At 69.7% G+C, this 25388-nt stretch carries 21 protein-coding genes; 8 read left to right on the top strand and 13 right to left on the bottom strand.

All coding sequences use genetic code 11. The features are described from left to right. Positions 1–165: 165 nt before the first annotated feature. From D473_RS0107255 to D473_RS0107245, 3 genes are all read right to left on the bottom strand, one after another. Positions 166–1833: an ABC transporter substrate-binding protein gene (locus D473_RS0107255; RefSeq protein WP_026126693.1), complete on the bottom strand. Its 1668-nt coding sequence runs from the start codon at positions 1831–1833 to the stop codon at positions 166–168. Between the two features lie 459 nt (positions 1834–2292). Next, complete coding sequence (locus D473_RS24340; protein ID WP_026126692.1) at positions 2293–2817, bottom strand: hypothetical protein; 525 nt, start codon at positions 2815–2817, stop codon at positions 2293–2295. A 56-nt stretch (positions 2818–2873) separates the two neighbouring features. Further along, complete coding sequence (locus tag D473_RS0107245; RefSeq protein ID WP_017608415.1) at positions 2874–3389, bottom strand: gluconokinase; 516 nt, start codon at positions 3387–3389, stop codon at positions 2874–2876. Positions 3390–3527: 138 nt separating this feature from the next. Between D473_RS0107245 and D473_RS0107240 the strand changes: the two genes are divergently transcribed. Next, positions 3528–4262, top strand: coding sequence for a FadR/GntR family transcriptional regulator (locus D473_RS0107240; protein ID WP_017608414.1), 735 nt, complete (start codon positions 3528–3530; stop codon positions 4260–4262). A gap of 29 nt (positions 4263–4291) precedes the next feature. On the opposite strand, the gene D473_RS0107235 is transcribed toward D473_RS0107240, so the two are convergent. Continuing rightward, the gene (locus D473_RS0107235) at positions 4292–5668 is read right to left on the bottom strand and encodes a GntP family permease (protein ID WP_017608413.1); all 1377 of its coding nucleotides are present in this window, start codon (positions 5666–5668) and stop codon (positions 4292–4294) included. A gap of 518 nt (positions 5669–6186) precedes the next feature. On the opposite strand from D473_RS0107235, the gene D473_RS0107230 reads away from it, so the two are divergent. The 6 genes from D473_RS0107230 (at position 6187) to D473_RS0107205 (ending at position 12024) form a co-directional block, all read left to right on the top strand. Continuing rightward, complete coding sequence (locus D473_RS0107230; RefSeq protein ID WP_017608412.1) at positions 6187–6819, top strand: DJ-1/PfpI family protein; 633 nt, start codon at positions 6187–6189, stop codon at positions 6817–6819. Continuing rightward, positions 6816–7277, top strand: a complete 462-nt coding sequence (locus D473_RS0107225) for a MarR family winged helix-turn-helix transcriptional regulator (RefSeq protein ID WP_017608411.1) — start codon at positions 6816–6818, stop codon at positions 7275–7277. The genes D473_RS0107230 and D473_RS0107225 overlap by 4 nt, the downstream gene beginning before the upstream one ends. Positions 7278–7369: 92 nt before the next feature. After that, positions 7370–8380, top strand: a complete 1011-nt coding sequence (locus D473_RS0107220) for a threonine aldolase family protein (protein WP_017608410.1) — start codon at positions 7370–7372, stop codon at positions 8378–8380. 56 nt (positions 8381–8436) lie between these two features. Then, a complete protein-coding gene (locus D473_RS0107215) occupies positions 8437–9222 on the top strand; it encodes an IclR family transcriptional regulator (RefSeq protein WP_026126691.1) in 786 nt (261 codons plus the stop codon). A 248-nt stretch (positions 9223–9470) separates the two neighbouring features. After that, entirely contained in the window at positions 9471–10958 is a 1488-nt protein-coding gene (glpK, locus tag D473_RS0107210) for a glycerol kinase GlpK (RefSeq protein ID WP_017608408.1), read from the top strand. A 313-nt stretch (positions 10959–11271) separates the two neighbouring features. Then, entirely contained in the window at positions 11272–12024 is a 753-nt protein-coding gene (locus D473_RS0107205; protein WP_017608407.1) for an MIP/aquaporin family protein, read from the top strand. Positions 12025–12127: 103 nt separating this feature from the next. Here the strand turns inward: D473_RS0107205 and D473_RS0107200 are convergent, their stop codons facing one another. From D473_RS0107200 to D473_RS0107160, 9 genes are all read right to left on the bottom strand, one after another. Beyond that, on the bottom strand, positions 12128–12331 hold the full coding sequence (locus D473_RS0107200) for a cold-shock protein (RefSeq protein WP_017608406.1): 204 nt from the start codon (positions 12329–12331) through the stop codon (positions 12128–12130). Positions 12332–12617: 286 nt separating this feature from the next. Further along, entirely contained in the window at positions 12618–13529 is a 912-nt protein-coding gene (locus D473_RS0107195; protein WP_017608405.1) for an ABC transporter ATP-binding protein, read from the bottom strand. 1 nt (position 13530) lies between these two features. After that, positions 13531–14484: an ABC transporter ATP-binding protein gene (locus tag D473_RS0107190; protein WP_017608404.1), complete on the bottom strand. Its 954-nt coding sequence runs from the start codon at positions 14482–14484 to the stop codon at positions 13531–13533. Beyond that, positions 14484–15392: an ABC transporter permease gene (locus D473_RS0107185; RefSeq protein ID WP_017608403.1), complete on the bottom strand. Its 909-nt coding sequence runs from the start codon at positions 15390–15392 to the stop codon at positions 14484–14486. The genes D473_RS0107190 and D473_RS0107185 overlap by 1 nt, the downstream gene beginning before the upstream one ends. Next, positions 15389–16384, bottom strand: coding sequence for an ABC transporter permease (locus D473_RS0107180; RefSeq protein ID WP_017608402.1), 996 nt, complete (start codon positions 16382–16384; stop codon positions 15389–15391). The genes D473_RS0107185 and D473_RS0107180 overlap by 4 nt, the downstream gene beginning before the upstream one ends. Before the next feature lie 65 nt (positions 16385–16449). Then, entirely contained in the window at positions 16450–18147 is a 1698-nt protein-coding gene (locus D473_RS0107175) for an ABC transporter substrate-binding protein (RefSeq protein WP_017608401.1), read from the bottom strand. Positions 18148–18367: 220 nt separating this feature from the next. Continuing rightward, positions 18368–19390 (bottom strand): LacI family DNA-binding transcriptional regulator, encoded by a 1023-nt coding sequence (locus tag D473_RS0107170; protein WP_017608400.1) that lies wholly within the window; start codon positions 19388–19390, stop codon positions 18368–18370. Positions 19391–19482: 92 nt separating this feature from the next. Next, complete coding sequence (locus D473_RS0107165) at positions 19483–20367, bottom strand: Fpg/Nei family DNA glycosylase (protein ID WP_017608399.1); 885 nt, start codon at positions 20365–20367, stop codon at positions 19483–19485. 94 nt (positions 20368–20461) lie between these two features. Next, entirely contained in the window at positions 20462–23455 is a 2994-nt protein-coding gene (locus D473_RS0107160; RefSeq protein ID WP_017608398.1) for a DEAD/DEAH box helicase family protein, read from the bottom strand. A 275-nt stretch (positions 23456–23730) separates the two neighbouring features. Here D473_RS0107160 and D473_RS0107155 point away from each other — a divergent pair, with 275 nt between their 5' ends. Beyond that, a complete protein-coding gene (locus D473_RS0107155) occupies positions 23731–25023 on the top strand; it encodes an aspartate aminotransferase family protein (protein WP_017608397.1) in 1293 nt (430 codons plus the stop codon). Positions 25024–25388 lie beyond the last annotated feature (365 nt).

The following is a 25388-nucleotide window of genomic DNA, read 5'->3' as shown; positions in this document are numbered from 1 at the left end:
AGTGGTGTGAGCGGTGCGAGGGCGCGGGCGGGCCGCGGTCGTCCTCGCGCGTCGACGGTGATGGGTTCTCCCTGGGGGCGCGGCGACGACGNCCGTGGTGTGGCCGGCCGGACCCTGGAACCGCTGCTCCGTCAGGGGCGCGGCCCGTTCGGAGAGGTGTGCGGTCTACTTCCAGGAGGCCTCGGCGAAGATCTCCTGCGTCAGGGGACTGACGTTGGGCGGATCGACCTCCGGGGCGAAGGCGATGGAGGGCGGGGAGCTGGAGAGGGGCAGCCCGGGCAGCTCCTCCATGACCTGCTCGTTGAGGTCCTGGTATCCGGCGACGCGCTCGGCCTCGTCGGGATTGCCGCTGACCTCGCTCATCCGGTCGAACAGGTCCTGGTTGTCCATGCCCCACGCGTCGTTGTGGGAGGAGAACCAGGTGCCGATGAAGTTGTAGGCGTCGTTGTAGTCACCGGTCCAGCCGAGCAGGTAGAGGGAGCAGTTCCCGCTCTCGGTCTGGGAGGTGTACTCGGTCCATTCGTAGGAGGTCTCCTGGACGCTGACGCCGGCCTCCTGCAGGTCGTCGACGATCACGTCGAAGATGTCGCGGGGGGCGGGCATGTAGGGGCGGGTGACCTCGGCCGGGTAGCAGAACTCGAGTTCGAGGTCCTCGTGCCCGGCGTCCGCGAGCATCTCGCGGGCCTTGTCGGGGTCGTGGTCGAAGGTGCGCACGTCCTCGGACCAGCCGTCGAGGGTGTCGGGGTGGAACTGGGTGGCCACCTCGCTGCCCTCGGGCAGGATCGTGTCGACGATGCGCTGGCGGTTCACGGCGTGGGAGAGGGCCTCGCGGACCTCGATGTCGTCGAGTGCCTCGTGGCTCTCCTGCTGGTAGGCGAGGTAGAGCACGTTGAACACGTCACGGGTGGGTACCTGGAAGCCGCTGTCCTCCAGCTGGCCGACGTCGGCAGGGGCGACGAGGTCGTATCCGTGGATGTCCCCGGCCTCCAGGGCCTGCAGGCGCGCGTTCTCGTCTGGGATGGCCCGCAGGATCATGGTCTGGAACCCGGCGGGTTCACCGTGGTAGTCGTCGAAGCGTTCCATGGTGACCGAGTTCTGGTCCTGGTCCCAGTCCTCGACGCTGAAGGGGCCCGTGCCCGCGATCACGGAGGCGTCACGGGTGTAGTCGGGCAGCGTGAAGTCGCCGTCGCCGCCGGTGATCTCCTCGCCCTCGATGGTCTCCAGTGTGCTGGGGCTGAGGATGCCGAACGCGGCGAGGCTGAACCCGCCGGGCAGCACGGAGGAGTACTCGGTGACCTCGATGACGGCGGTGGTCTCGTCGACGGCCTCGCAGCCGACGTACCGCGATTCGGGCAGCGAGTCGCTCTCGTTCTCGGCGAAACCGCCGAAGATCGCCTGCCAGTAGTAGGAGTTGTTGGCGTTCTGGAACTCGCCGGTGAGGTTGTGCCAACGATCGTAGTTGGCACACACGGCTTCGGCATCGACCTCGTCACCGTCGTGGAAAACAGCGTCTTCCCGCAGGTGGAAGGTCCATTCCGTCCCGTCCTCGGACTGTTCCCAGTCCTCGGCCAGGCCACCGACGATCTCGGTCCCGCCGGATTCGTGGTCGAGAAGGGGTTCGATGACCTGCCGGGCGTAACGGAAGGTCTCTCCGTCGTTGGTGAGGAAGGGATCGAGCGAGGTGATCTCGCCCGCACCCGCGAAAATGAAGGGTTCGTCCTCGTCCATGCCCGAGGCGTCGCGGTCGCTCTCGGCGCAGGCGCTCGCAACCAGGGCGAGGGAGGCCGCCGCGGCCAAGAGGCCGAGGGGTTTTCGGGAAGGCTTCGTGAACATTGTCCACCTCGATGTGGGGCGGTGGGGGTGAGCCCGTTGACGATGGCAGGACCTTAAACCGGACATCGGCCACGTGGGAAGATAGACGGCTCGGGATTAATACAACCGTTTCATACCTGTGCCGTGATCCATAGAACGGTTTTTCCGTACAGGTGTCCAATTGGAGCCCGGAACCGACCGCACCACTTTCCCGGTGAAGTCGGGGCATCGCAGGCGGTGATCGGAAATCATCCACCCACGATAGAATCATCCCATGAATATCGCCCATACATGAGGTTCGTGACACGAACAGGATGCCTGCCCAAAAATTGCTCTTCTCTTCCCTCGGTTCTCAGAAGAACCACCCACACGACACAGAAAAAACCGGGCCCGACACACTCCGCACCGATCGGCGGTGGGAAGGATGCCGGAACCCGGCCCGGCCCGCACGGGGCGGAGCGGAAAGGGACGAGGAGGAGATCAGGCCTCGCCGTACGGCCGCGGGGGGTCCTCGACGTCGCACCAGGCGATGACACCGGTGCTCCACAGAGCGATGTTGACCATGATCGACAGCAGCGCACCGGCCACGCCCGCACCGAGCAACAGCGTGTCGGCGAGCTGGGCGGCCATGTAGAGCGTGCCCACCGACGCCCCCAGCGCGAGCACCGCGCCCGCCTGGGCGCAGCGCCACAGCGTGTAGACGGCCCGGAGCACCGGCAGGGCCGGTCCGGCCGTGGCCACGGCGGCCAGGGACCCGGCCACCAGCAGCAGCCACAGGTCCACGACCACCATGGACGGGGCACCCTGGTGGAGGAGCAGCCCGGCCCGCACGGCCGCCAGGGCCAGCACGGGCGCCGCCACGAACATGAGGGCACAGGTCTGCCGCACGTCCTGCGGTGGCTGCGCTCCCAGGCGTCGGCCCGCGGTCAGGCTCCGGGCCGGGGGCGGCACGACACTGAAGGGCCTCGGTGCGACCGACGTGGGGGACGAAACGGTATCTTGCATGACGAACAGGGTCGCGCTCCTACGGTCCGGGCGCAAGCGGGACCGAACTCGCGCCCTCAGGGAACCACCGGCCGGATGTGGTCCCGGACATAGGCGAGGGTCCCTCCGTGGAGGGTGGCCAGGTCGGTGCACACGTCGAACTCGCGGCCGGCCTCGTCCGGCTGCAGGCGCTCCAGTGTCTCCAACTGTGACCTCAGCAGCGCAGGAGGCATGAAGTGGTCGGAGCGCGCTTCGAGTCGCCCCCAGATGACCTCGGCAGGACCGTGCATGTGGAGGAAGTGCACACCGGGGGCGCCCTCTCTCAACAACTCCCGGTACTCGCGCTTGAGCGCCGAGCACGCCATGACCGACGACTTCCCGAGGGTGTCGTGCCCGCCGATCCACGAGGCCAGTTCCCGCAGCCAGGGCCAACGGTCCTCGTCGGTGAGGGGTGTGCCGTCGGACATCTTGCGGATATTGGCCTCGGGGTGGAACGTGTCCGCCTCGGCGAAGGGCAGCTCCAGGCGCGCGGCCACGTGCTCGGCCACGGTGGTCTTGCCGCTGCCTGCGACACCCATGAAGACAAAGTGCATGGTTTCTCCGTGTCGGGTGGGGGCGCCGGTCCCAGGCGGCCCGCCCCAATGGTGCTATCGAATAGTGCGATTAGGCTTCAGGCTGGTCCCCGGCGGGAACCGGGCCGGGGCGAAGAGCTGTCGAGCACGGGGAGCACGATGGGCACTGACCACCGCACGCTGCACAATCGGGTGCTGGCGGTGCTCGGCCCCGCGATCGCGGCCGGCGAGTACACGACCGACCACACGTTCACGCTCCAAGGACTGGAGCAGGACTTCGGGGTCTCCCGGACCGTGGCCCGCGAAGCGGTGCGGGTCCTGGAGTCGATGCGTCTGGTGGTCAGCCGTCCCAGGACGGGTATCCGCGTACGGCCCCGCCAGGACTGGAGTGTCTTCGACCCCCAGCTCATCCGCTGGCGCCTGGCGGGCACCGGGCGCATGGAACAGCTGCGCACCCTCAACGAGCTGCGCGAGGCCGTCGAACCCGGAGCAGCGGCCCTGGCGGCCACGCGCGGAGGCCGGGAGGAGCGGGCGCAGTTGGTGGTGCTGGCCGACCGGATGGAGCACACCGGCCGGGCGGGCGACCTGGAGACGTTCCTGGACCTGGACGTGGCCTTCCACCGCAGGATCCTGGAGCTGTCGGACAACGAGATGCTCGTGGGGCTGACCCAGGTCATCACCGAGGTCCTGGTGGGACGCACCTCCTACGACCTCATGCCGCACCACCCCAGACCGGAGGCGCTGCGTCTGCACAGGGCAGTGGCCCGGGCGATCCGTGACGGGTTGCCGGACGTGGCCGAGGCGGCGATGCGTTCGATCGTGACCGAGGTGGTCTCGGCGTTGCAGGAGGACGGCCGCGAGGGCGGCCCGGAGGCCGCCCCCGACGGGCGCTGAGGTCGCTGCGCGACTCGAAGCGCGGTCCACTAGAGGACCAGATGGATGCCGAAGGCGAGGCCGAAACCGATGAAGCCGATGAGGGTCTCCATCACGGTCCAGGTCTTGAGCGTGGTCTTGACGTCCATCTTCAGGAAACGCCCGACCAGCCAGAACCCGGAGTCGTTGACGTGCGAGAGCGCGGTGGCACCGCAGGCGATGGCGATGACGATCAGGGCCAGGTCGAGGCTGCTGAGGCCGTCGGCGACCTGAACGGCCGGGGCGATGAGGCCCGCGGCTGTGGTGATCGCGACGGTGGCCGAACCCTGGGCCACGCGCAGGGCCAGGGCGATGACGAAGGCCGCGAGCATGACCGGCATGCCCGTGTCGTCGAGGGTGTCGGCGAGTGCCTCACCGATACCGCTGCTCTGCAGGACCCCGCCGAACATGCCGCCGGCGCCGGTGATGAGGATGAGGCCGCAGACGGGGCCGAGCGCGCCGCCGACGATCTCCTCCACCCGCTGACGGGTGAAGCGGCCGGCGCTGAGCACGAGCATCGCGTACAGGACGGTGATGAGCAGAGCGATGGGGGCCTCGCCGAGCATCATGAGGAGCTGGGCCCACAGGGCCCCGCCGGACACGGATCCGGTCTCCACGGCGGTACTGACACCGGTGTTGCCGAAGATGAGCAGCATCGGCAGGACCAGGACGCTGAGCACGGTCAGCAGGCGCGGCGGGCTCTCGTGCTTGACCTCGCCGTCGCCCATGATGTCGTCGGGGACGGGGAGTTCCCAGCGCTTGCCGGCCCACAGGCCGAAGAGGTAGCTGGCCAGGTACCAGGTGGGGACAGCCAGCAGCGTTCCCACGAGCAGGGTCATGCCCATGTCCGCACCGATCTCGACGGCGGCGGTGACCGGACCGGGGTGCGGGGGCACGAAGGCGTGCATGACCGCGAAGGCGCCCGCGGTGGGCAGGGCGTACATGAGAAGGGAGCCGCCGACGCGGCGGGCGACGCTGAAGACGATCGGCAGCATCACGATGAGGCCGACGTCGAAGAAGATCGGGAAGCCGAAGATCAGTGAGGCCACGCCCAGCGCGAGGGGTGCCCGTTTCTCACCGAACAACTTGATGAGGGCTCCGGCCAGCACGGCGGCACCGCCGGTGAGCTCGAGCATTCTGCCGATCATCACGCCGAGGCCCACGAGCAGGGCCACGTTGGCGAGGGTCCCGCCGAAGCCGTCGAGGAGGGTGGGCACCACCTGGTCGACCGGGATGCCGGCCGCCAGCGCGGTGATCACGCTGACCATGACCAACGCGATGAACGCGTGGACCTTGAAGCGGATGATCAGGAACAACAGCAGAGCGATCGCGCCGGCGGCGATCCCAAGGAGGGGTCCCGTCCCGTAGACGGGTGCGAAGTTCTCCACGGCGGAGCCTTCCGGGTGGCTGGGTCTGGGAGGAGCTCGGCCTCGACCCCGAGGGGTGGCGGGCATGACCTGCCCTTGAGACGAACTTTGAGAATGGTAATACCATTTGTGAGGTTCTGTGAACGTGTGTGGGTGAACAACCTGAAAGCCGCAAGAGTGACCCTGGTCACATCAGCCATGGACATGTCCGTACGGCCCCAGGACCATGACCTCGGATTGCGGTCCGGACCAATCGCGGCCGACTACATCGAACCGGGCCGCCCACCGAAAGGTCGCCGGGCCACTCGCGAGCGCCACGCCCCCGGTTCCGGACAACCCTTATCGCCCAGATGCCCTTGCTCCAGTTCGGCGCCACCGGATAGATCAGTGCGTACTCCGGGAGCCGCCGACCCCGCCCCCCACTCCCCCACCGGGCCCGCTCGAGGTGCGAGCGCGCACCCGCACCTCGAGCGAGCCCGGTGGCGGCGAATTCCCTCGAGAGCATTGACAGCACACTGTCACAATGACAGCTTTCTGACATGGATGACGAATACCGGGAAACCGTCCACCTCGCCGTCTACGACCAACTCGCCGACTGGCAGATCGGACACGCCACGGCCCACCTGCGCGACGGTGAGTGGCAACCCCGGCCGGGGCGTTTCGAGGTGGTCACCGTGGGCCTGAGCGGCGCACCCGTGACCACGATGGGCGGGCTGACGCTCCTGCCCGACATCACGCTCCACCAGCTCAAACCCTCCAGCAGCTCGATGCTGCTGCTGCCCGGTTCCTCTTGGTGGGACCAGGACCCCGAGCGCATGTCCCCGTTCGGGTCGGCCGCGGGGATCTTCCTCGACGCCGGTGTCCCTGTCGCGGCGATCTGCGGTGCCACGGCCGGACTGGCACGGGAAGGACTGCTGGACCACCGCGACCACACCAGTGCCGCCCCCGAGTACCTCCTGGCCACCGGCTACCAGGGCACCCACCGCTACCGCGACGCCCTCACCGTGGTCGACGACGGGCTCATCACCGCCGGCCCCACCGCGACCCTGGAGTTCGCCCGGGCGATCTTTGCCGAGCTCGACGTGTATCCGCCCCGTGCCCTGGACGCCTGGTACCGGCTGTACACCGAGCACGATCCCGACGCCTACTACGCCCTTCTGGAGGGGGCGTGAGCGTGAGCTGGACCCCCGGGCCGGAGGCGTCGCTGCTCGGCGAGACCTCCCTGGCCGTCTCCCGGCTCCACGGCAGGCTCCTGGCCGCCCAGGACCGCATGGCCCGCACCTCCGGGCTCACCGCGGCACGGTGGCAGATCCTGGAGACCGTCGCCGAACAGCCCCGGACCGTCTCCGAGACCGCCCGCCACCTGGGGACACGGCGCCAGAGCGTCCAGCGCATCGCCGACGCACTCGTGGACACCGAACTCGCCGAGTACCTGCCCAACCCCGCGCACAGCCGGGCCCGCCTGCTCACCCCCACCAAGGAGGGACACGAGGCACTGCGCGGACCCGACCCCGAGCGCACCCGCATGGCCGAGGCGCTGCTGACCGAGCTCGGCGAGGACGAACTCCGGTACACCCTGGCCCGCCTGGACGCCCTCTCCGACGCCGTCGCCCGGTGGGAGCACCGCTGAGCAGGCCGACCGCGGGACCCGCCCGCACAGCGGCCGCCCGGCGCCGCTTATCGTTGACCGGAGCACACGCATCTCTCCCGAGGAACAGGCCCGTGATCGATCTGCGCTCCGACACACTGACCATCCCGACCCCGCGAATGCGCGAGGCCATGGCCGGGGCCGAGGTCGGCGACGACGTGTTCGGCGAGGACCCCACCGTCCGGGCCCTGGAGGAGGCGACCGCTTCCCTGCTGGGGAAAGAGGACGCCGTCTACGTCCCTTCCGGACACATGGCCAACCAGCTGGGCCTGTTCGTGGCCTCCCGCAGCGGCGAGGAGGTCTGGGCGCACGAGAACCACCACCTCATCGGCGACGAGCAGGGCGCGGCCACCGTTCTCTCGCGGGTGCTGCCACGCCTGTACTCGGGGGACCCGTGGCCCTCCGACGCCCTGTTGGAGTCCTGGATCGCGGGCGCGGGCGGGGGCGACGTGCACCGCGCCGAGCCCGCCCTGCTGTGGTTGGAGAACACCTTCAGCGGCCGGGTCGTCCCCCTGGCCGAGCAGGACCGGGTGGTCGCCTTCGGCCGTTCCCGCGGAATGCGCACACACCTGGACGGCGCCCGGCTCTGGAACGCCGCGGTCGGCCTGGGTGTCCCGCCGTCGCGTGTGGCGCAGGGCTTCGACTCGGTGTCGGTCTGTTTCTCCAAGGGCCTCGGCGCCCCGGTGGGGTCGGCTCTGGCCGGCGACGCCGAGACGGTGCGGAGGGCCCGTCGGGGGCGCAAGTTGCTGGGTGGGGGTATGCGCCAGGCGGGAATCGTGGCAGCCGGGGCGCTGTACGCGCTGCGCCACCACCGCGAGCGTCTCTCCGAGGACCACATCCACGCCTCGGACCTGGCCGGACGCATCGACGGGCTGCCGGGGATCCGTGCGGAGGCCCGCACGAACATGGTCCTGATCAGTGTCCCCGAGGGCAGCGGTGTGGCCCACGCGGAGGCCTTCGCGCGCCACGGGGTACGTGCGCTGGGCTCGGGCGCCCGGGTACGGATGGTGCTGCGGCAGGAGATCGGGGCCGAAGAGGTGGCCGACGCGGCGCGGGCCATCGAGAAAGCAAGCGCCGATCTGTGAACGGGTAGTAATCTGGCTCGTGCGACATTGCCGTACAAGAGAGTGACAGCAGCGCAATGCCGGGACGGATCCAGTCCATCGAACGCGCCGCGGCCCTCCTTCGCCTCCTGTCAGGAGCGCCACAAGGTGTGGGCCTCGGCGAGATCTCGCGTTCCTCGGATCTACCGAAGGGCACGACCCTCGGGATCCTGCGCACCCTGCAACACGTGGGGTTCGTGGAACAGGACGCCGAGACCGGCCACTACCGGTTGGGCGGAGGCATGCTCAGCCTCGGCAGCCGCTACCTCGACGGGAACGAACTGCGCGCCCGGGCGCTGAACTGGGCCGACAGTCTGGCCTCCCTCAGCGGGGAGAGCGTACGCATCGGCACCCTCCACAAGAACCGGGTCCTGGTGGTGCACCACGTCTTCCGGCCCGACTCCAGCCGCCAGAGCCTGGACGTGGGCGGGTTGCTGCCCCTGCACGCGACCTCCCTGGGCCAGGTCCTGCTGGCCCACGACCCCCTGGCCCGTCCGGAGGGGGGCGAGGACGAAGAAGGCACGGTCGCGGACCTGCCCGCGTTCACACGCCACACCATCACCTCCCCCGACGCCTTGGCCGTGCGTACGGCCGCTGTCCGCCACGCCGGATGGGCCTGGGAGGCCGAGGAACTGGTCGAGGGCGAGGTGTCGATCTCGGCACCCATCCACGACCGCCGCGGACTCACGGTCGGGGCGATCGGGGTGGGGGGCGCGGTCGAACGTCTGCGCGACGAGGACGGGGAGCCCGACATGCAACAGGTCTCCTACGTGCGCGACGCGGCCCGGGCGGTCTCCCGCGAGCTGGGGGCCATCCGTTTCTGAGCACGACACACCGGCTCCCCACAGTTGGGCCGGCCGGTGGTCGGCGACCGACGATAGTCGTGTGCGGACCTTGTGTGACCCGCGTGACACGACTGCATTACACCGCTTGACATAGGAACTGAACTGGGACGAAACTGACGCCACTCATACGTCAATGCCGTACAACGTTCGAGAACAACCGTTCGGGGACAACTGAAGAGGCGCAGGCGTCCGTACCTTCCATCGTCACATTTTGAAGGCGAGAACCGATGAGTCAGCAGTACATCGCCGCGATCGACCAGGGCACCACGTCGAGCCGCTGCATTCTCTTCGACAGGGACGGGCGCATCGTCTCCGTCGATCAGCGTGAACACAGGCAGATCTTCCCCAAACCCGGGTGGGTCGAGCACGACGCCAAGGAGCTGTGGAGCAACGTCGAGGTCGTGCTCCAGGAAGCGGCCCAGAAGAGCGACATCACCCCCGACCAGGTCGCGGCGATCGGCATCACCAACCAGCGTGAGACGACCGTCATCTGGGACAAGGAGACCGGCGAGCCGGTCTACAACGCGATCGTCTGGCAGGACACCCGCACCGACGACCTCGCGCGCGAGCTCGGTGGCGAGGAGGGCCAGGACCGGTTCCGCGACATCTGCGGCCTGCCGCTGGCCACCTACTTCTCCGGCCCCAAGATCCGGTGGCTCCTGGACAACGTCGAGGGCCTGCGCGAGCGCGCCGAACGCGGCGAGGTGCTGTTCGGCACCATCGACACCTGGGTCATCTGGAACCTCACGGGTCAGCACGTCACCGACGTCACCAACGCCGGCCGCACCATGCTCATGAACCTGCAGACCCTGCAGTGGGACGACACGGTACTCGAGGCGATGGACATCCCCCGGGGGATCCTGCCGGAGATCCGTTCCTCCTCCGAGGTCTACGGTGAGGCCCGCGGATACCTGGCCGGTACCCCGGTCGCCTCGGCCCTGGGGGACCAGCACGCCGCGCTGTTCGGTCAGACCTGCTTCGACCCCGGCGACGTCAAGGGCACCTACGGCACGGGCACGTTCCTGGTGATGAACACCGGCAACGAGCCGATCCACTCCGAGAACGGCCTGCTCACCACCATGGGCTACAAGCTCGGTGACGAGGACGCGGTCTACGCCCTCGAAGGCTCCATCGCCGTCACCGGGTCCCTGGTGCAGTGGCTGCGCGACAACCTCGGCCTCATCTCCACCGCCCCGGAGATCGAGACCCTGGCGCGCACGGTCGACGACAACGGCGGTTCCTACATCGTCCCGGCCTTCTCCGGGCTGTTCGCCCCGCACTGGCGCAGTGACGCACGCGGGGTCCTGGCGGGCCTGACCGGATACGTGAACAAGGGCCACATCGCCCGGGCCGCGCTGGAGGCGACCGCGTGGCAGACCCGCGAGGTCGTCGACGCGATGAACGCGGACTCCGCCATCGACCTGACCACGCTCAAGGTCGACGGGGGCATGACCGCCAACAACCTGCTCATGCAGATCCTGTCGAACGTGCTCGGCGCCGAGGTGGTGCGCCCCATGGTCGCCGAGACCACCTGCCTGGGTGCCGCCTACGCCGCCGGTCTGGCCATCGGCTACTGGCCCGACCTCGAGACGCTGCGGGCCAATTGGCACAAGGCCGCCGAGTGGAACGCCGAGATGGATTCCGCCAAGCGCGAACACGAGTACCACAACTGGAAGAAGGCCGTGGAGCGCACCCTCGACTGGGTCGAGCACTAGGCCTGTTCGGTGGACGCCTTCCGTCTCGAGCGGCGCATCCGGTAGTGCTCTCACCGGCCGAGGCAGGACTCGGCCTGGTTGTGCCCTCGACTGATGAGAACGCCGTGAGAGTGCTGCTGGGGCAGCGCACAACAGAAGGTACTGCGCCGGAGGCGTCCGTCGAAGGCGGGTGGCAGGCGACGGTGCGGGCCGGTGCCCGCCGAACAGGCCCCAGCCCGGGCACCGCCCCCTGCGGTGGCCGGGCCCCTTACCCTCGGAGCGCTCGAGGGTGCTCCAGCCCATCTCACAGCCCCGCACGGGGCGGAGGAACCCAATGGTGTATCTAGCGGAGTTCATCGGAACCGCGATCCTGACGCTGCTCGGCTGTGGTGTCGTCGCCGGCGTCACCCTGGCCAAGTCCAAGGCCAACTCGGCCGGCTGGATCGTGGTCACATTCGGCTGGGGCATGGGTGTGGCGATGGCGGTCTACGTCATCGGCGCCACCAGCGGCGGCCACATCAACCCGGCCGTCACCCTCGGTCTGGCCAGCATCGGCGACTTCGCCTGGTCGCAGGTGCCCGGCTACATCGCCGCGCAGCTGGCGGGCGGTTTCACCGGTGCCGTCCTGGTCTACCTGGCCTACTACGCGCACTGGAAGGTCACCGACGACTCCGAGGGCAAGCTCGGTGTCTTCAGTACCGCGCCGGGCGTGCGCAACCCCGTCGCCAACCTCGTCACCGAGATCATCGGTACCGCGCTGCTGCTGCTGGGCATCCTCGGCATCGGCTCGAACGAGGGTTCGGTCTCGGTCCAGGGCGGAGCCCAACTGGCCGATTTCTTCGCGAACGGCCTCGCTCCGCTCCTGGTCGGCCTGCTGGTCTTCGCCATCGGTCTGTCCCTGGGCGGCCCCACGGGTTACGCCATCAACCCGGCCCGTGACCTGGGCCCGCGTATCGCGCACGCCCTCCTGCCCATCCCGGGCAAGGGCGGCTCGGACTGGAGCTACGCCTGGATCCCGGTCGTGGGCCCGATCATCGGCGGTGTCCTCGGCGCCTGGATCTGGAACGTCACCGGGTTCGGCTCCTGAACCTCCCCCCACACGAAGAACGCCCCCGGCGGGACCGAAGTCCTACCGGGGGCGTTCTGTTCCGCTCATGTTCCCCGCGTGGCGGGGATCAGCGCGTCGTCTCTCAGATACCGACGACGTTGTCCGCCTGCGGGCCACGCGAGCCCTGGACGATGTCGAACTCCACGCGCTGGTTCTCCTCCAGGTTACGGAAACCCGAACCCTGGATCGCGCTGTAGTGAACGAAGGCGTCCGGGCCGCCGTCGTCGGGGGAGATGAAGCCGAAGCCCTTCTCGCCGTTGAACCACTTCACAGTTCCCTGAGCCATGTTCTCTCCTTCAGCTCTTCGGGCGCGGGTGCGTCACTCACACCCGCCAATTGCCGCGAGCCGGCCCGCAAGGAACCGCCCGCCGGTCACAAACTCCGCGGGCGTGTCACCAACTGCGAAATTCAACGACTAACAATCTGCCCAGAATCTATCACAGGCACCAGGACATGGCCCGGATTTCGGTGTGGGGACGGCCACCAACACCCCGGGAATAACCGGGATCCGGCCCCGAACGCCGCTGACCAGCACGGAACCCGGGCAGCTCCGGGCCCGGAGCGAGTGCCGTTCAGCCCTGGTCGGCACCGACGAAGTGCCCCTCCCCGACCTCGACCATGGGTGCGGAGTCCTCACCCTCGACCAGGGTCGGCAACCGCACCGGTTCCGGCTCCCTCGCGGCCAGCTCGGCGTCGACCTCGGCCCAGCTCCGGTGGAGCTGGGGCACACACGAGAGCAGGCGCCGGCTGTAGGGGTGCCGCGGATCGTCGAAGACCTTCCGGGTGGGCCCCATCTCTGCAACGGCGCCCTTGTGCAGGATCACCGTGGTGTCGCTGACGTAGGTGCCCAGGGACAGATCGTGCGTGACGAAGAGGATACCGAGCCCGCGTTCCTTGAGATCGGCGAGCAGGTTGAGCACGTCGATGCGGGTGGAGGCGTCGAGCATGCTGATGACCTCGTCGGCGACCAGCATCCGGATGTCCAACAGCAACGCGCGGGCGATGAGCAGGCGCTGGAGCTGTCCGCCGCTGAGCTGGTGCGGGTACTTGTCGAGAACGTTGTCCGGGTCCAGACGCACCGTGCGCAGCGAGGAGACGACCCGGTCGCGCCAATCGGCGTCGGAGACCTCCGGGAAGTAGGAGGTCCGGATCATCGTCAGGACCCGCTCGGCCTTGAAGATCGGGTTGAAGCAGCTGAAGGGGTCCTGGAAGACCCCCTGCACCCGGCGGTGGTACTCCTTCTCCGCACGGAACCCCCGGATGGTGCTGATATCGGTGCCCTCGAAGGTGATCCGCCCCGAGGTGGGACGGGTCAGGCCCAGGACCATCTTGCCGAGGGTGCTCTTGCCGCTGCCGCTCTCGCCGATGAGCGAGACGACCTCGCCGGGCCGCACCGTCAGGCCGACGTCGCGGACCGCACGCTTGCGGCCGCCGCCGAAGGCACCCACCCGGTAGACCTTGTGCACGTGGCTGAGTTCGAGCACGTCACTCTCCTCCCGTCTTCCAGCACGCCGACCAGTGGCCGGGCGCGGTCTCCACGAGCGGGGGCCGCTCGGCGCACTTGTCGAAGGCCATCGGGCAGCGGGCCCGGAACCGGCACCCGGTGGGCGGGTCGAGCAACCCGGGCGGGGTACCGGGGATGCCCTGCAGGCGTTCGCCGGAGGTCGAGCCCACCTCGGGCAGGGCCGAGAGGAGCATCTGGGTGTAGGGGTGGCGGGGCTCGGAGACGATCGAGTCGGCCGGGCCCTTCTCCGCCACGTGTCCGGCGTACATCACCATGATCGTGTCGGCGATCTGGTACACGAGCGAGACGTCGTGGGTCACGAACACCATGCTGCGCACGTAGCCCCGGTCACGGAACTCCACGAGGGACTCGGCGACCGAACGCTGGGTGGACACGTCCAGCGCGGAGGTGACCTCGTCGGCGATGAGCAGCGAGGGGTCCAACAGGGTCGACAGGACCATGACCACACGCTGTTTCATGCCGCCGGACAGCTCGATGGGGAACCGGCGCAGCACGTCGGGTTCGAGCCCGACCAGTTCGAGGCGGCGCCGGAGCTCGTCGGCCTTGTCCGCGGGGCGTACCCCGCGGGCGCGCAGGAGTTCGTCGATCATCCGGCCGATCCTGCGGATGGGGTTGAGGGCGCTCATCGCGTACTGGGGGATGAGGGAGACCTCGTGGTACCGCAGCGGCACCATTGCGTCGTCGTCGGCGATGGGCACCCCGCGGCCGTCGAGCTCGACGGTTCCGCCGACGTGGCGCATCTGGGAGTCGAGACGGATCAGGCTCTTGCCGAGGGTGGACTTTCCGCAGCCCGACTCCCCCACCAAGCCCATGATCTCGCCGTCCTCGAGGGAGAACGTGACGCCGTCGATGGCGTGCACGTCTCCGCGCAGGGTCCGGTAATGGACCTTCAGATCGTTCACATGCAGGCTCATCACAGCTCCCGCAGCTTGGGGTTGAACACTTCGTCCAACCCGACGTTGAGGATGTACATCGAGCCGACGATGGCGGTGATGGCCAGGCCCGGCGGGACGAACCACCACCACATGCCCAGTTGCAGGGCGCTCCAGGCCACCGCGTTCTCCAGCATCAGCCCGAGGGAGACCCCGTCGGTGGGTCCGAGGCCGATGAAGTCCAGCCCCGCGGCGGTCAGCACCGCGCCGCCGAACAGCAGGATGAAGCTCATGACCAGGTAGGAACTCATGTTCGGGGCGATCTCGGTGGTGATGATGCGCCAGGTTCGGCGTCCGCTGAGGCGGGCCAGGTCGACGTAGTCGCGGGTGGCCAGCGACAGGGTCTGGGCGCGGACCGCGCGGGCCGCCCAGGGCCAGGTCGTGAGCCCGATGAAGACGGCCTGGACGACGAGCCCGCGCGCGTCGAGGTAGGCGACGGCGATGATGAGTACGACCATCGCGGGCAGGACCAGCACCACGTTGGTGAGCATGTTGAGGACCTCGTCGACGATCCCGCCGCGGTATCCGGCGAAGAACCCGATCGCGGTGCCGAGGACGAAGGCGACGCCCCCGCCGAGCACACCGATGAGGAAGGTCGAGCGGACCCCGTACACGAACTGGGCCCACACGTCCTGTCCGAACGTGGTGGTGCCGAGCCAGTACTCGCCGCTGGGCCCCTGGGTCTGCGGTCCCACGTACTGGTTGGGTCCGTGGTCGATGAAGAGCGGCCCGATGAGCCCGAGCAGCAGGAAGCCGACCACGATGGTCAGGCCTATGAGGAGTTTGGGGTTGCGTCGGGCGAAGTGGAAGGTCTCGGAGAACCGGCGTTCCCCGACCGGTCCGGGGGCGGATCCGGGGTCGGCCCCCGGTGTTCCGGCGGCGTTGCTCATGAAGAGCCTCCCGTCATCTGCACCCGGGTCCGCGGGTCGATCAGGACGTAGACGACATCGATGACGAAGTTGGCGATCAGCACCCCGACGACCACGAACAGGAAGATGCCCTGGAGCAGGAAGAAGTCGCGGTTGTTGAGGGAATCGAGGACGAGGGTGCCCAGGCCCGGGTAGTTGAAGACGATCTCGGTCAGCAGCGCGCCGGTGATGATGGTGCCGAGCTGCACGGCCAGGCCGGTGATCTGCGGCAGCATCGCGTTGCGGAACGCGTAGCGGCGCACGAGTCGGCGGGGTGCGCCGAGCGCTCTGAGGTAGGTGGCGTAGTCGTCCTCCAGCTCGTAGATGATCATGTTGCGCATACCGATCGCCCATCCGCCGAGCGCGACGACGAACATGGACAGGAACGGCAGGAACCAGTGGACGATCAGGCTGGAGACGAACTCCCAGTTCGCGCCGGGGGTGAGCGCGAAGCTGTACCCGCCTGCGGTGGGAAAGACTCCGGCGACGATGCCCAGGCTCCAGGCCATGAGCAGGGCCAGCCACATGTACGGGGTGGCGGTGAGGACGTACCCCGCCGGCAGGATGGTGTTGTCGAGGACCTTGCTGCGCGCGGCGAAGGCACCGAAGTGGTTGCCCACGATCCAGCTCAGGACGATGGCCGGCACCAGCAGCGCCAGGGTGTAGGGAACCGCGCGCAGGATGATGTCGACGACGGGTTCGGGGTAGAACATCACGCTGATGCCCAGGTCACCGCGGAACAGCCCGGCCCAGAAGCTCAGGTACTGCTCGTGCAGCGGTGCGTCGAGACCGAAGACCTCGTTGTAGTAGGCGGTCATGCGCTCGAGGGCCTCGGGGTCGCTGACGGACCCCCGGGAGAGCATGCTCCGGACGGGATCTCCGGGCATGAACCGCGGGATCATCCAGTTGATGGTCACCGCGACGACGAAGGTCAGGGCGTAGACGAAGAGTTTGCGCCCCATGTAGCGCCACACACGTACCTCCCGGTGATGGCGTTGGAGGGAAGCTCCGGCCCTCTCGCGGGCCGGAGCGCGGCGGGCTACTGTGCGGCGGGTTCGATCTCTGCAAGGGTCCTGATGGCGCCGAGCTCGAACCATCCGTTCCACATGGTGGCGGGGTGGTGGGGGCCGTCGGCCTCGCTGGGCCAGTTGGTCCAGACCTCGTTGCTGGTCTGCGCCCAGAGGCCGTTGTACCAGAGGGGTATGGCGGGGTTCTCGGCCAGCTGGATCTCCTGGATGGCCGACGTGGCCTCGGCCATGGCCTCGTGGTTCTCGGCAGGCACCTCCGCGAGCTGCTCGACCAGCTCCCAGGCCTCCTCGTTCTCGTACCGCTGGAAGTTCCCGGTGGTCTGCTCCTCGCGCAGCGGGTGCTCGAAGAGGTACTCGTAGTAGGTCCACGGGGTGTTGCTGAGCTGCTGTTCGTTGTTGATGACCAGGTCGAATTCACCGCTGTTGCGGTTCTCGACCAGGAGCTGCTCGTCGGGGAACTCCGCTTCGAGGTCGATGCCGGCGTCCTGGGCGTTGTCGGCGATGACCCGGGCGGCCTCCATCCAGTCGGTCCACCCCGAAGGCACCTCCAGAGTCAAACTGATCGGCTCGCCGCCGGGGGTCTCGACGAACCCGTCGCCGTCCTCGTCGCTGTAACCGGCCTCCTCCAGGCTCTCGGCAGCGGCCTCTGGATCGTAGGAGAAACCCTCCTCGGCGACGAGGTCGTGGTCGATGTAGTCGTCCCATTCGGGCAGCAGCCCCGTGGGGTCGGCCGCTTCGACCAGGTTGGCGTAGGGGCCCTCGATGATCTGTTGGATGTCGATGGCGTGGGCGAGGGCGTCGCGGAACGCGGCGTCACCGAGGGGTTCGCGCTCGTGGTTGGGGATGAGCCAGGCGGTGTTGGCGCTGCGCATGTAGGGCGCATCGTCGTAGTAACTGGTGATGGCGTCGTTGCTGTCGAGGACCTGGTCGATGCCGGGGAGGAAGTTGTTGGACAGGTCGACCTCGTTCTGGTCGAGCATGCCCATCGTGATCTCGTTGGAGGCATTGACGATGTCGACGACGTAGCGCGGCTGCATCTCCAGGCCGAGGGCTTCGGTGCCCCACCAGCCGTCGTTGCGTTCCCAGACCATGCGGTCGTCGGTGTTGGACTCGGCGGCGTAGGGGCCGGTGCCGACGGGCTCCTCGTTGGGGCTGTCGGTGACCGCCTCCTCGTCCATGTCCGCCCAGATGTGCTCGGGCACGATGGCCTCGCTGTAGGCCCAGTTCATCCACTCCTGGGGCCGGTTGTCCTCGAAGGTGACGGTGACTTCGTGCTCACCGGTGGCCTCGATCGACTCCACCATGTTGTAGACGTTGCTGTAGTGGACGGCGCTGTAGGCCCCGAGTTCGAGTGAGGCAACCACGTCCTCGGCGGTGAACGGTTCCCCGTCGGTCCACTCCACGCCCTCGCGCAGAGTGATGACGTGCACGTCCTCCCCCGTCCACTCGTCGCTCTCGGCGAGCCAGGGCTCGTACTCGTTCGCCTCGGAGTCGTAGTGGAAGAGCGGTTCGTAGACCATGCCCTTGGTTCCGACGGCGAAGTTGCCGGGCATGAGGGGGTTCCAGTTGACGGGGGGACCCCAGGCGGTGCCTGTGGTGTAGAGGGTCTCCTCACGGGGGTAACCGCCGCCCGCCCCTTCGCTGTCGGAGCAGGCGGTGGCGACAAGGGCCACGGCCACCAGCGCGGCCGGAAGCCGCAGGGATCTCATCTCGAATCCTCCTTCCACCCGGCGGCCCTCGGGGGGTGGGTCCTCGGAGCGCCACCTGGAATGGGAGCGCTCCCAGAGCGGGGGCGAGGGGACCTTGCTGAACCGGGTAAGTGACGTCAACGACAACACGGGGGCTCGAAGGGCGTCAATCCCCGACCTCTGCCTGTTACGCGCTTGTGACGCGGGACACCGTTCCGGGACACACGGGCGGGCGGGCCGGTCAGTCCTCCGCGAGCGGTCCCGTGCTGTCGCGCGGCACCAGATCACCGCGTGTGGCCTCCGTGGCGTGCACCCGCTCCCCCGCCACCAGCCGGGTGAGCATCCGGGCGATCTGTGCGCCGCTGCCCTCCACATCCCGGGACACGGCCGTGAGCGAGGGGCGCACGAGGCGGCACAGGACCGAGTCGTCCCAGGCCACGATGGACAGCTCACCGGGCACGGAGATCCCCATCTCCGCGGCCACACCGAGCCCGGCCACAGCCATCAGGTCGTTGTCGTAGACCAGTGCCGTGGGGCGGTCCCGGTGCGCGAGCAGGCGCCGGGTCGCCCGAGCACCCCCGTCACCGGTGTAGTCGGCGTGGGCCGTGGCGGCGCTCTTCAGACCGGCGTCGCGGGCCGCCTCGGCGAAGGCCGCCGCGCGCACCCCCGTGTGCCGGAAGTACTCCGGCCCGGCCACCTGCACCGCGTTCCGGTGGCCGAGCGCGGCGAGGTAGTGCACGACCTCGTGCATCGCGGCGCCGTCGTCGGCCCACAGGCACGGCAACCCGTCGGCGCCCTCGGGCCCGCCCAGGACCACCGTGGGCAGTGGTAGCTCGCGTACCAGGTCCGTACGGTGGTCGTTCTCGCGCAGATCGACGACCACGACCCCGTCGACACGGCGCTCGGCGGCCCAGCGCCGGTAAGCGGCGGCCTCGGCCTCCACGTCCGCGGTGACCTGGAGGAGCAGATCCACGCCGGAGCCGCTCAGTTCGGTCTCGATCCCCGAGACCAGGCGGGTGAAGAACGGTTCGGCGCCCAGCTCGCTGGCAGGGCGGTCGACGACCATGCCGACCGCGCCGACGAGGCCGCCGGGGGCCAGCGCGCGGGCCGGCCCGTTGGGGACCCAGCCCAGGTCGCGCGCGATGGTGAGGATGCGCTCACGGGTCCGGTCGGAGACCCCCGGGCGACCGTTGAGTGCGTAGGAGACGGCACCCTTGGACACACCGGCGGCCTTGGCGATGTCGACGATCGTCGGCCGCCGCATGAGAGCTCCCACCATCCTCACCTCCTGAACCGGTTCAGTTCACGGCTGGGAATTCTACACAGCCCTCTCGGGCAGGTCCTGCTCGACAGGGGTCAGCGTGCGGGCTGGCACCCCGGGCACCAGTAGAGAGTGCGGCCGGCCAGTTCGGTGGCCGCGACCGGCGAGGAGCAGACCCGGCAGGGGTCACCGGTGCGGTAACACACGTACAGGGTGTCGGGCCTGGGTACGGGGAGAGCAGCGGGATCGGGACGGTCCTCGGGACGGGTGGTGATGATGTACCCGTCGCGGACACCGTCGCGCAGGAGGCCGCACAGGTCCTGCCACAGCTGGTCCCACTGCTCGCGGGCCAGTTCGCGGCCGGGGGTCATGGGATCGATGCCGGCTCGGAACAGCGACTCGGCGCGGTAGATGTTGCCGATCCCGGCAACGATGTCCTGGCGCATGAGCAGGGCCGCCACGGTGGTACGCGACCGGCTCACACGCTCCCAGGCCCGGTCGGGCTCGGCATCGCTACGCAGGGGATCGGGGCCGAGCTTGTCCTGCACGGCCGACTTCTCCCCCTCGGTGACGACCTCACAGGCCGAGGGGCCGCGCAGGTCGGCCCACCCGGAGGAGTTGACCATGCGGGCCCGGACGGCGCCCACGGGGGCGGGCGGTACGACGAAACCGTCGGGGTCGCGGGTCAGGTCGAGATGCGAGGCGCCCTTGGCCCGGGGCGCGCCCAGGTGGCGTTCTCCGTCGGCGTCACCGAAGGTCCAGGCTCCGTACAGCCCCAGGTGCACCCGCAGCCATGCGCCGGAGTCGAAACCGAGGAAGAGGTGTTTGCCGTGTGCCTCGCTCTCGGTCAGCACACGCCCGTCGACGAGCGCGGCGCCGTCGGTGAAGCGGCCCTGGGGGCTGGAAACCCGCACTGCTCCCCCGCCGAAGGTCTTGTCGAAGTGCGCCGCGAGTCGGTGCAGCGTGTGGCCCTCAGGCACCCGTTCTCCTCTCGTTCCGTCCCGGGACGGCCACCGAAGGGCCGCATACCGGGGACGTCCAGGGTAGACGGGGCGCCGGGGCCGAACACCACACCTAGTGGGCGGAGAGGATCTCCGAGACCAGGGCCCTGCGGTCGGCGAGGCAGCGCCAGGCAGGCACGACCACCACGGGGTCGCCGCTGGTGCGGTTGAGGTGCTCGCCGCGGGCCATGAGGTGGCGCAGGGCGGGGCCGTCCGGTTCGCGGTCCAGCAGCAGGCACAGGCGGCGGGCCCCGAACCGGACGACGAGGTCGGCGCACCAGTCATCGGACTCGTGGCGCAGGCTGACGCGGGTCCCGGCGGCGCGCAGCGCATCGGCGAGCACCGTCACGGCGGTGTCGGGCACGACCGGGGTGCCGCTGCCGTCGGCTGCGAGTTCGCTCAGGGGCCCGTCCCCGCCGGCCCAGTGGTGGCGGTCGCCCACGACGACCAGTCGGCGGCGGGTACGGGTGAACACGGCCGACCACATGTGGGACATGCGCCGCACGCGGCGCTCGGCGGTGGCGGGGGCGGCGCCGGCCAGGACCGGGGAGAGCACCGTGACGTCCGCCTCGTGTTCGGTGAGCAGTGCGGGCCCGCCCACCCGGATCTCCCGGCAGGCCGGGCGGCGCAGCAGCAGACGCCGCAACAGGACGGTCTGCGGCTGGGTGGGGGCCACGACGGTGATGCCTTCGCCGGGTGGGAGTTCGGCGTCGAGCTCACTGACCACGACCGCGACCCGGTAGGCCTCCTCACGGTTGACGTAGGAGGCACCGGGAGCCGTTTCGCAGGTGCCGGGGGCCTCACGCCACTCGTAGGAGGGGCCTCGGGCGGGGTCGGGGGCGGTACGCGCGGACAGGCGTCCGCCGTAACAGTGGCGGGAGGCGATCCGCGCCAGGCGGGGCGGCGCGCCCCGGTGCTCGGTCAACCACACGGGCTGCGGGGCGGCCTTGGCGGCGGCGGTCAGGGCCGAACCCTCGCCGTAGCGCAGGCCGTGTTCGTCGAGCTCGTCGCCGGAGACGCCGGCCACGGTGAGGGCGCGGCGTTCCTCCTCCGGTTCCAGCGCGGTGTGCGGGCCGGGGTGTGCGGGATCGCCGAGCACGACTGCGCGGGTGGCGCGGTAGAGCGCGGGGACGACCTCGACCACCCGGGTGCGTTCGGCGCCCAGGACCACGACCAGGTCGAAGAGTCCGGCGCGCAGCGGCAGGGAACGCACGTGGTCGGTACGGCAGGCCCAGGCGGGCAGGGTGTCCATGAGGGCGGACAGGCTCGGCCGGCCGTCGCCCCGGTGCCAGTTGAGGGTCTCCAGGCGGTTCTCCACGACGCTGCGCCCCCGTCGGAGCCGGGCCTCGGCAACGGTGGTCAGGCAGTCCTGGCCGGCACGGCGGTGCTGGTCGACGGCCTCGGCGAGGTCGGCGGAGAGTTCGCCCAGGGGGGCACAACGGGTGCGCCGGTCGACGGCGGCGCGCCAGCGGCTCTCCAGGAGGGCGACCTCGCGCAGCCGGGCAAGGGACTCGGGGTCGGTCCGGACGCCGAGCTCGCTCCGGATCAGGCTGCGGTGGCGGCGGGAGAGGAGCCCGCCGGCCTGGGCTCGCCGGGTGCGGTCGAGCCAGTGGTCGGGGCCGCCGCGTTCGGGGGTGAAGAGGGCCTCGGGGTCCCAGCCGCGTTCGACGTGGCGGGCACGTTCCTCCGCCAACTGGGCGAGTTCGTGGCCGCCGGAGGCCATGGTGTCCATGGCGTGCCAGGCGCGGCGGACCCGTTCCCACTGGGTGGTGAGCGTGCCCCAACGGGTGGTGGCTTCCCCTCGGGCGGGGGCGGAGCGGACACCGCGGTGTTCGGTGAGCAGCCGGGTGAGCAGTCGTGCCTCGGCTCCGCGGTGGGCGCCTTGTCCGACCCGGACGACAGGGTGGGCGGTGTCGGTGTCCGCGCGGCGCAGGAGTCGGTCGAGCTCGGTGTCGGTGCGGGCGCAGACCAGGACCCGTTGGCCGTGGGCGACGGCCGTGCGGACGAGGGCGTCCACGGCGGTGCCGTCACCGGTCCCGGGCGGGGTGAGGGCGACGGTGAGCTGCTCGCGCATGGCCGAGCGCACGAGGCCGTACTGGTCCTGGCGGAGCGGGACGGCGCTGACGGGCACGGCGTCGCCGCCGACGGTCTCGCCGCCCTCGGTGGCCGGAGGGCCGACGAGGGATTCCAGGGCGGTGCCGCCGACCCGGTCGGGGTCGAGGCCGTGTTCGGTGGTGTGGTCGAGGTCCTCGAGCAGGCCGGCGGTGCCGCCGGGGCCGCAGTCGTGGCCGGCGGGGTGTTCCTCGGGTCCGGCTCGGAAGAGGACGGCGACGTTGTGCGCCCCGGTGGCCGACCCCCGGGGACCGCCGCGGGTGGCCGCGGGGTCGATGTCGTCGACGCGTTCGATCTCCAGGCAGGCCAACAGGGCACGGACCTTGGCCGCCAGGTCTCCGACGGCGGCGGGGCGGCAGACGTCCATGGGTCCCCCACCGCGCAAGCGCGCGCGGAGTTCGAAGAGGTCCTCGGGGTCGGTGAGGCCGAGCCGGACCAGGAGGGCGGTGTTGAGGTCGGGCGGTCCGACGGCGCGGACCCGCGCACCGGGTGCGGCGGAACGGACGGCGGTCCCGGTCTCGTCGACGATCTGCACGTCCACGGTGAACAGCGGCAGGGCGGCCCGGTCGGCGCCCTCGCCGGTGAGGACGAGCGGGTAACCGTAACGCAGGGACTGCCCGTACTGCTGGGCGCGGCGGGCCACCCGGCCGGTGTCCGGGTCGGTGGCCACGGAGTCCTCGGCCCCGCTGAAGAGGGGTTCGGGGCCCGCGGGCAGGCAGGCACACACGTCGGTACCGAGATGGTCCTCTCGCACGGGGTGGTGGTGGACGGCCTCGCGGCGCACACAGGTCCGCAGGTAGGCCAGGAGCGAGCAGACCCCGGTCCGGTCCACGGAGGGTTTCCAGCGCAGCGAGGCAGTGCCCACCCCGGAGCGTTCGGCCGGAGCCGGCGCCGCCCCCGGCCCGGTGACGGTGCCTGCCGCCGTGGTCTCCTCGTCGTCCTGCAGTGACCGCACAGTCGCCCCCACCCCGATCGGGTAACCAAGTGATCACCCCGAGTCCTGATCCGGTCCATTCTCCTCGAAGGTGCGGCCGTGGACCCGGGGAACGGGAAAACCGGGGCGGATCTTTTCGGACCCGGACCGGTGCGTGGAAACCGGGGCCGGCGGTCGCCGTACAGGGCAGGGCCGACGGGTCCGCGCCTTCCGGAGGGACCGAATGTGAACCGGACCATCACGCCGTCGACGGGGCGGTTCTGGCCAAGGCCGGGGCTGCGCGTGAGACTGGGACCATGTCGGAACTTCTCTCCCGCCACCGCGCGGTCCTGCCCTCCTGGATGCCCCTGTACTACGAGTCGCCGCTGGAGATCACCGGCGGCAAGGGTTCCCACGTCACCGACGCCGACGGGCGCTCCTACCTGGACTTCTTCACCGGGATCGCGACCAACATCCTCGGTTACGACGTCGACGAGGTACGTGAGGCGGTCGAGGCCCAGGTGGCCACGGGGGTGGCCCACACCTCCACGCTCTACCTGATCCGCCACCAGGTCGAACTGGCCGAGCAGATCGCCGGGCTGTCGGGGATCCCCGACGCGAAGGTCTTCTTCACCAACTCCGGCACCGAGGCCAACGAGACCGCTCTGCTTCTGGCCACACACGCACGCGGCAGTGACGAGGTCCTGGCCCTGCGCGGCAGTTACCACGGCCGTTCTTTCGGCACCGTGGCCGTGACCGGGAACAGTGTGTGGAAGAACTCCTCCCTGTCGCCGTTGAACGTGCACTACCTGCACGGCACCGACCACGCCGCCCCCGCTTTCCGGCACATGACCGAGCGCGAGTACATCGACGCGTGCGTGGCCGACCTGCGCGACGTGCTGGACACCACGGCACCGAACGTGGCGTGCATGATCGCCGAACCCGTGCAGGGCGTGAACGGGTTCGCGATGCCGCCGGACGGCCTCTTGGGCGCCTACAAGGAGGTCATGGACGAGTACGGGATCCTGATGGTCTCGGACGAGGTCCAGACGGGCTGGGGCCGCACCGGCACGTCGTTCTTCGGTATCGGCAACCACGGCGTGACCCCGGACGCGATGACCTTCGCCAAGGGGCTGGGCAACGGGTTCGCGATCGGCGGTGTGGTCGCGCGCGGCGACCTCATGGACGCTCTGCCCGCCATGGGTGTGGCCACCTTCGGCGGCAACCCGGTCTCCACGGCCGCGGCCCGCGCGACCCTGGAGTACGTGCTCGACCACGATCTGCAGGCGAACGCGCTGCGCCAGGGCAGCACGATCCTGGACGGGCTCCTGGTCCTGCGTGAGCTGCCCACGGTGAAGGACGTGCGCGGCAAGGGGCTGATGTTCGCTGTGGAGATGGCCGACCCGAAGACGGGCGCGCCCTCCCCCGCTTTGGCCGGGCAGGTTCTGGAGGCCGCCCGCGAGCGGGGACTGCTGGTGGGCAAGGGTGGGATTAAGGGCAACGTGCTGCGCATGGCCCCCGCGATGACGCTGTCGGACGCCGACGCGGCAGAGGGCCGGGACATCCTCCTGGACGCCGTTCGGGCCGTCGACGCCGGCACCGCGTCCTGATGCCGGCGAGACACCTGGAACGAGATCGCCCGAGCACGGGCGGACACACCACGCGCTGGATCGGCGGGGCGCTGCGGGAGAGCGCTGACGAGCTCGTGGCTCGTGTCCGTGGGCTCTCCCAACTGTGTATGGGCCTCGGGGGTGATTCGCACGCGCACGGCACGGAGGGTGTGCACTTCTGCACCGGGACCGAGGCGGTCACGGCCCGGCGGGCGGATCCGGCCGCGCGCCCCTCGGACGGCTCGGACCCGGAGTTTCCGGCCAACGGCTGAGCCCTGCTCAGGAAAAGTGGGCCGAATCTCTCTCACTGTGGGTCTGTGGTGGGCAACACGCAGTATCGTTGTCCCCGAACGCCCGCCACCAAG

It is taken from the genome of Nocardiopsis xinjiangensis YIM 90004 (assembly GCF_000341145.1).
GTDB lineage: Bacteria > Actinomycetota > Actinomycetes > Streptosporangiales > Streptosporangiaceae > Nocardiopsis > Nocardiopsis xinjiangensis.
Note: the sequence above shows the minus strand (reverse complement) of the source record. Positions and strands in the feature narration are given on the sequence as shown.

What these genes read in the sequence shown, in the direction of transcription:
- D473_RS0107255 (WP_026126693.1), bottom strand. Translation starts at nt 1,833, where the DNA reads ATGTTCACGAAGCCTTCCCGAAAACCCCTCGGCCTCTTGGCCGCGGCG.
- D473_RS24340 (WP_026126692.1), bottom strand. Translation starts at nt 2,817, where the DNA reads ATGCAAGATACCGTTTCGTCCCCCACGTCGGTCGCACCGAGGCCCTTC.
- D473_RS0107245 (WP_017608415.1), bottom strand. Translation starts at nt 3,389, where the DNA reads ATGCACTTTGTCTTCATGGGTGTCGCAGGCAGCGGCAAGACCACCGTG.
- D473_RS0107240 (WP_017608414.1), top strand. Translation starts at nt 3,528, where the DNA reads ATGGGCACTGACCACCGCACGCTGCACAATCGGGTGCTGGCGGTGCTC.
- D473_RS0107230 (WP_017608412.1), top strand. Translation starts at nt 6,187, where the DNA reads ATGGATGACGAATACCGGGAAACCGTCCACCTCGCCGTCTACGACCAA.
- D473_RS0107215 (WP_026126691.1), top strand. Translation starts at nt 8,437, where the DNA reads ATGCCGGGACGGATCCAGTCCATCGAACGCGCCGCGGCCCTCCTTCGC.
- glpK (WP_017608408.1), top strand. Translation starts at nt 9,471, where the DNA reads ATGAGTCAGCAGTACATCGCCGCGATCGACCAGGGCACCACGTCGAGC.
- D473_RS0107205 (WP_017608407.1), top strand. Translation starts at nt 11,272, where the DNA reads ATGGTGTATCTAGCGGAGTTCATCGGAACCGCGATCCTGACGCTGCTC.
- D473_RS0107200 (WP_017608406.1), bottom strand. Translation starts at nt 12,331, where the DNA reads ATGGCTCAGGGAACTGTGAAGTGGTTCAACGGCGAGAAGGGCTTCGGC.
- D473_RS0107190 (WP_017608404.1), bottom strand. Translation starts at nt 14,484, where the DNA reads ATGAGCCTGCATGTGAACGATCTGAAGGTCCATTACCGGACCCTGCGC.
- D473_RS0107185 (WP_017608403.1), bottom strand. Translation starts at nt 15,392, where the DNA reads ATGAGCAACGCCGCCGGAACACCGGGGGCCGACCCCGGATCCGCCCCC.
- D473_RS0107175 (WP_017608401.1), bottom strand. Translation starts at nt 18,147, where the DNA reads ATGAGATCCCTGCGGCTTCCGGCCGCGCTGGTGGCCGTGGCCCTTGTC.
- D473_RS0107170 (WP_017608400.1), bottom strand. Translation starts at nt 19,390, where the DNA reads ATGCGGCGGCCGACGATCGTCGACATCGCCAAGGCCGCCGGTGTGTCC.
- D473_RS0107155 (WP_017608397.1), top strand. Translation starts at nt 23,731, where the DNA reads ATGTCGGAACTTCTCTCCCGCCACCGCGCGGTCCTGCCCTCCTGGATG.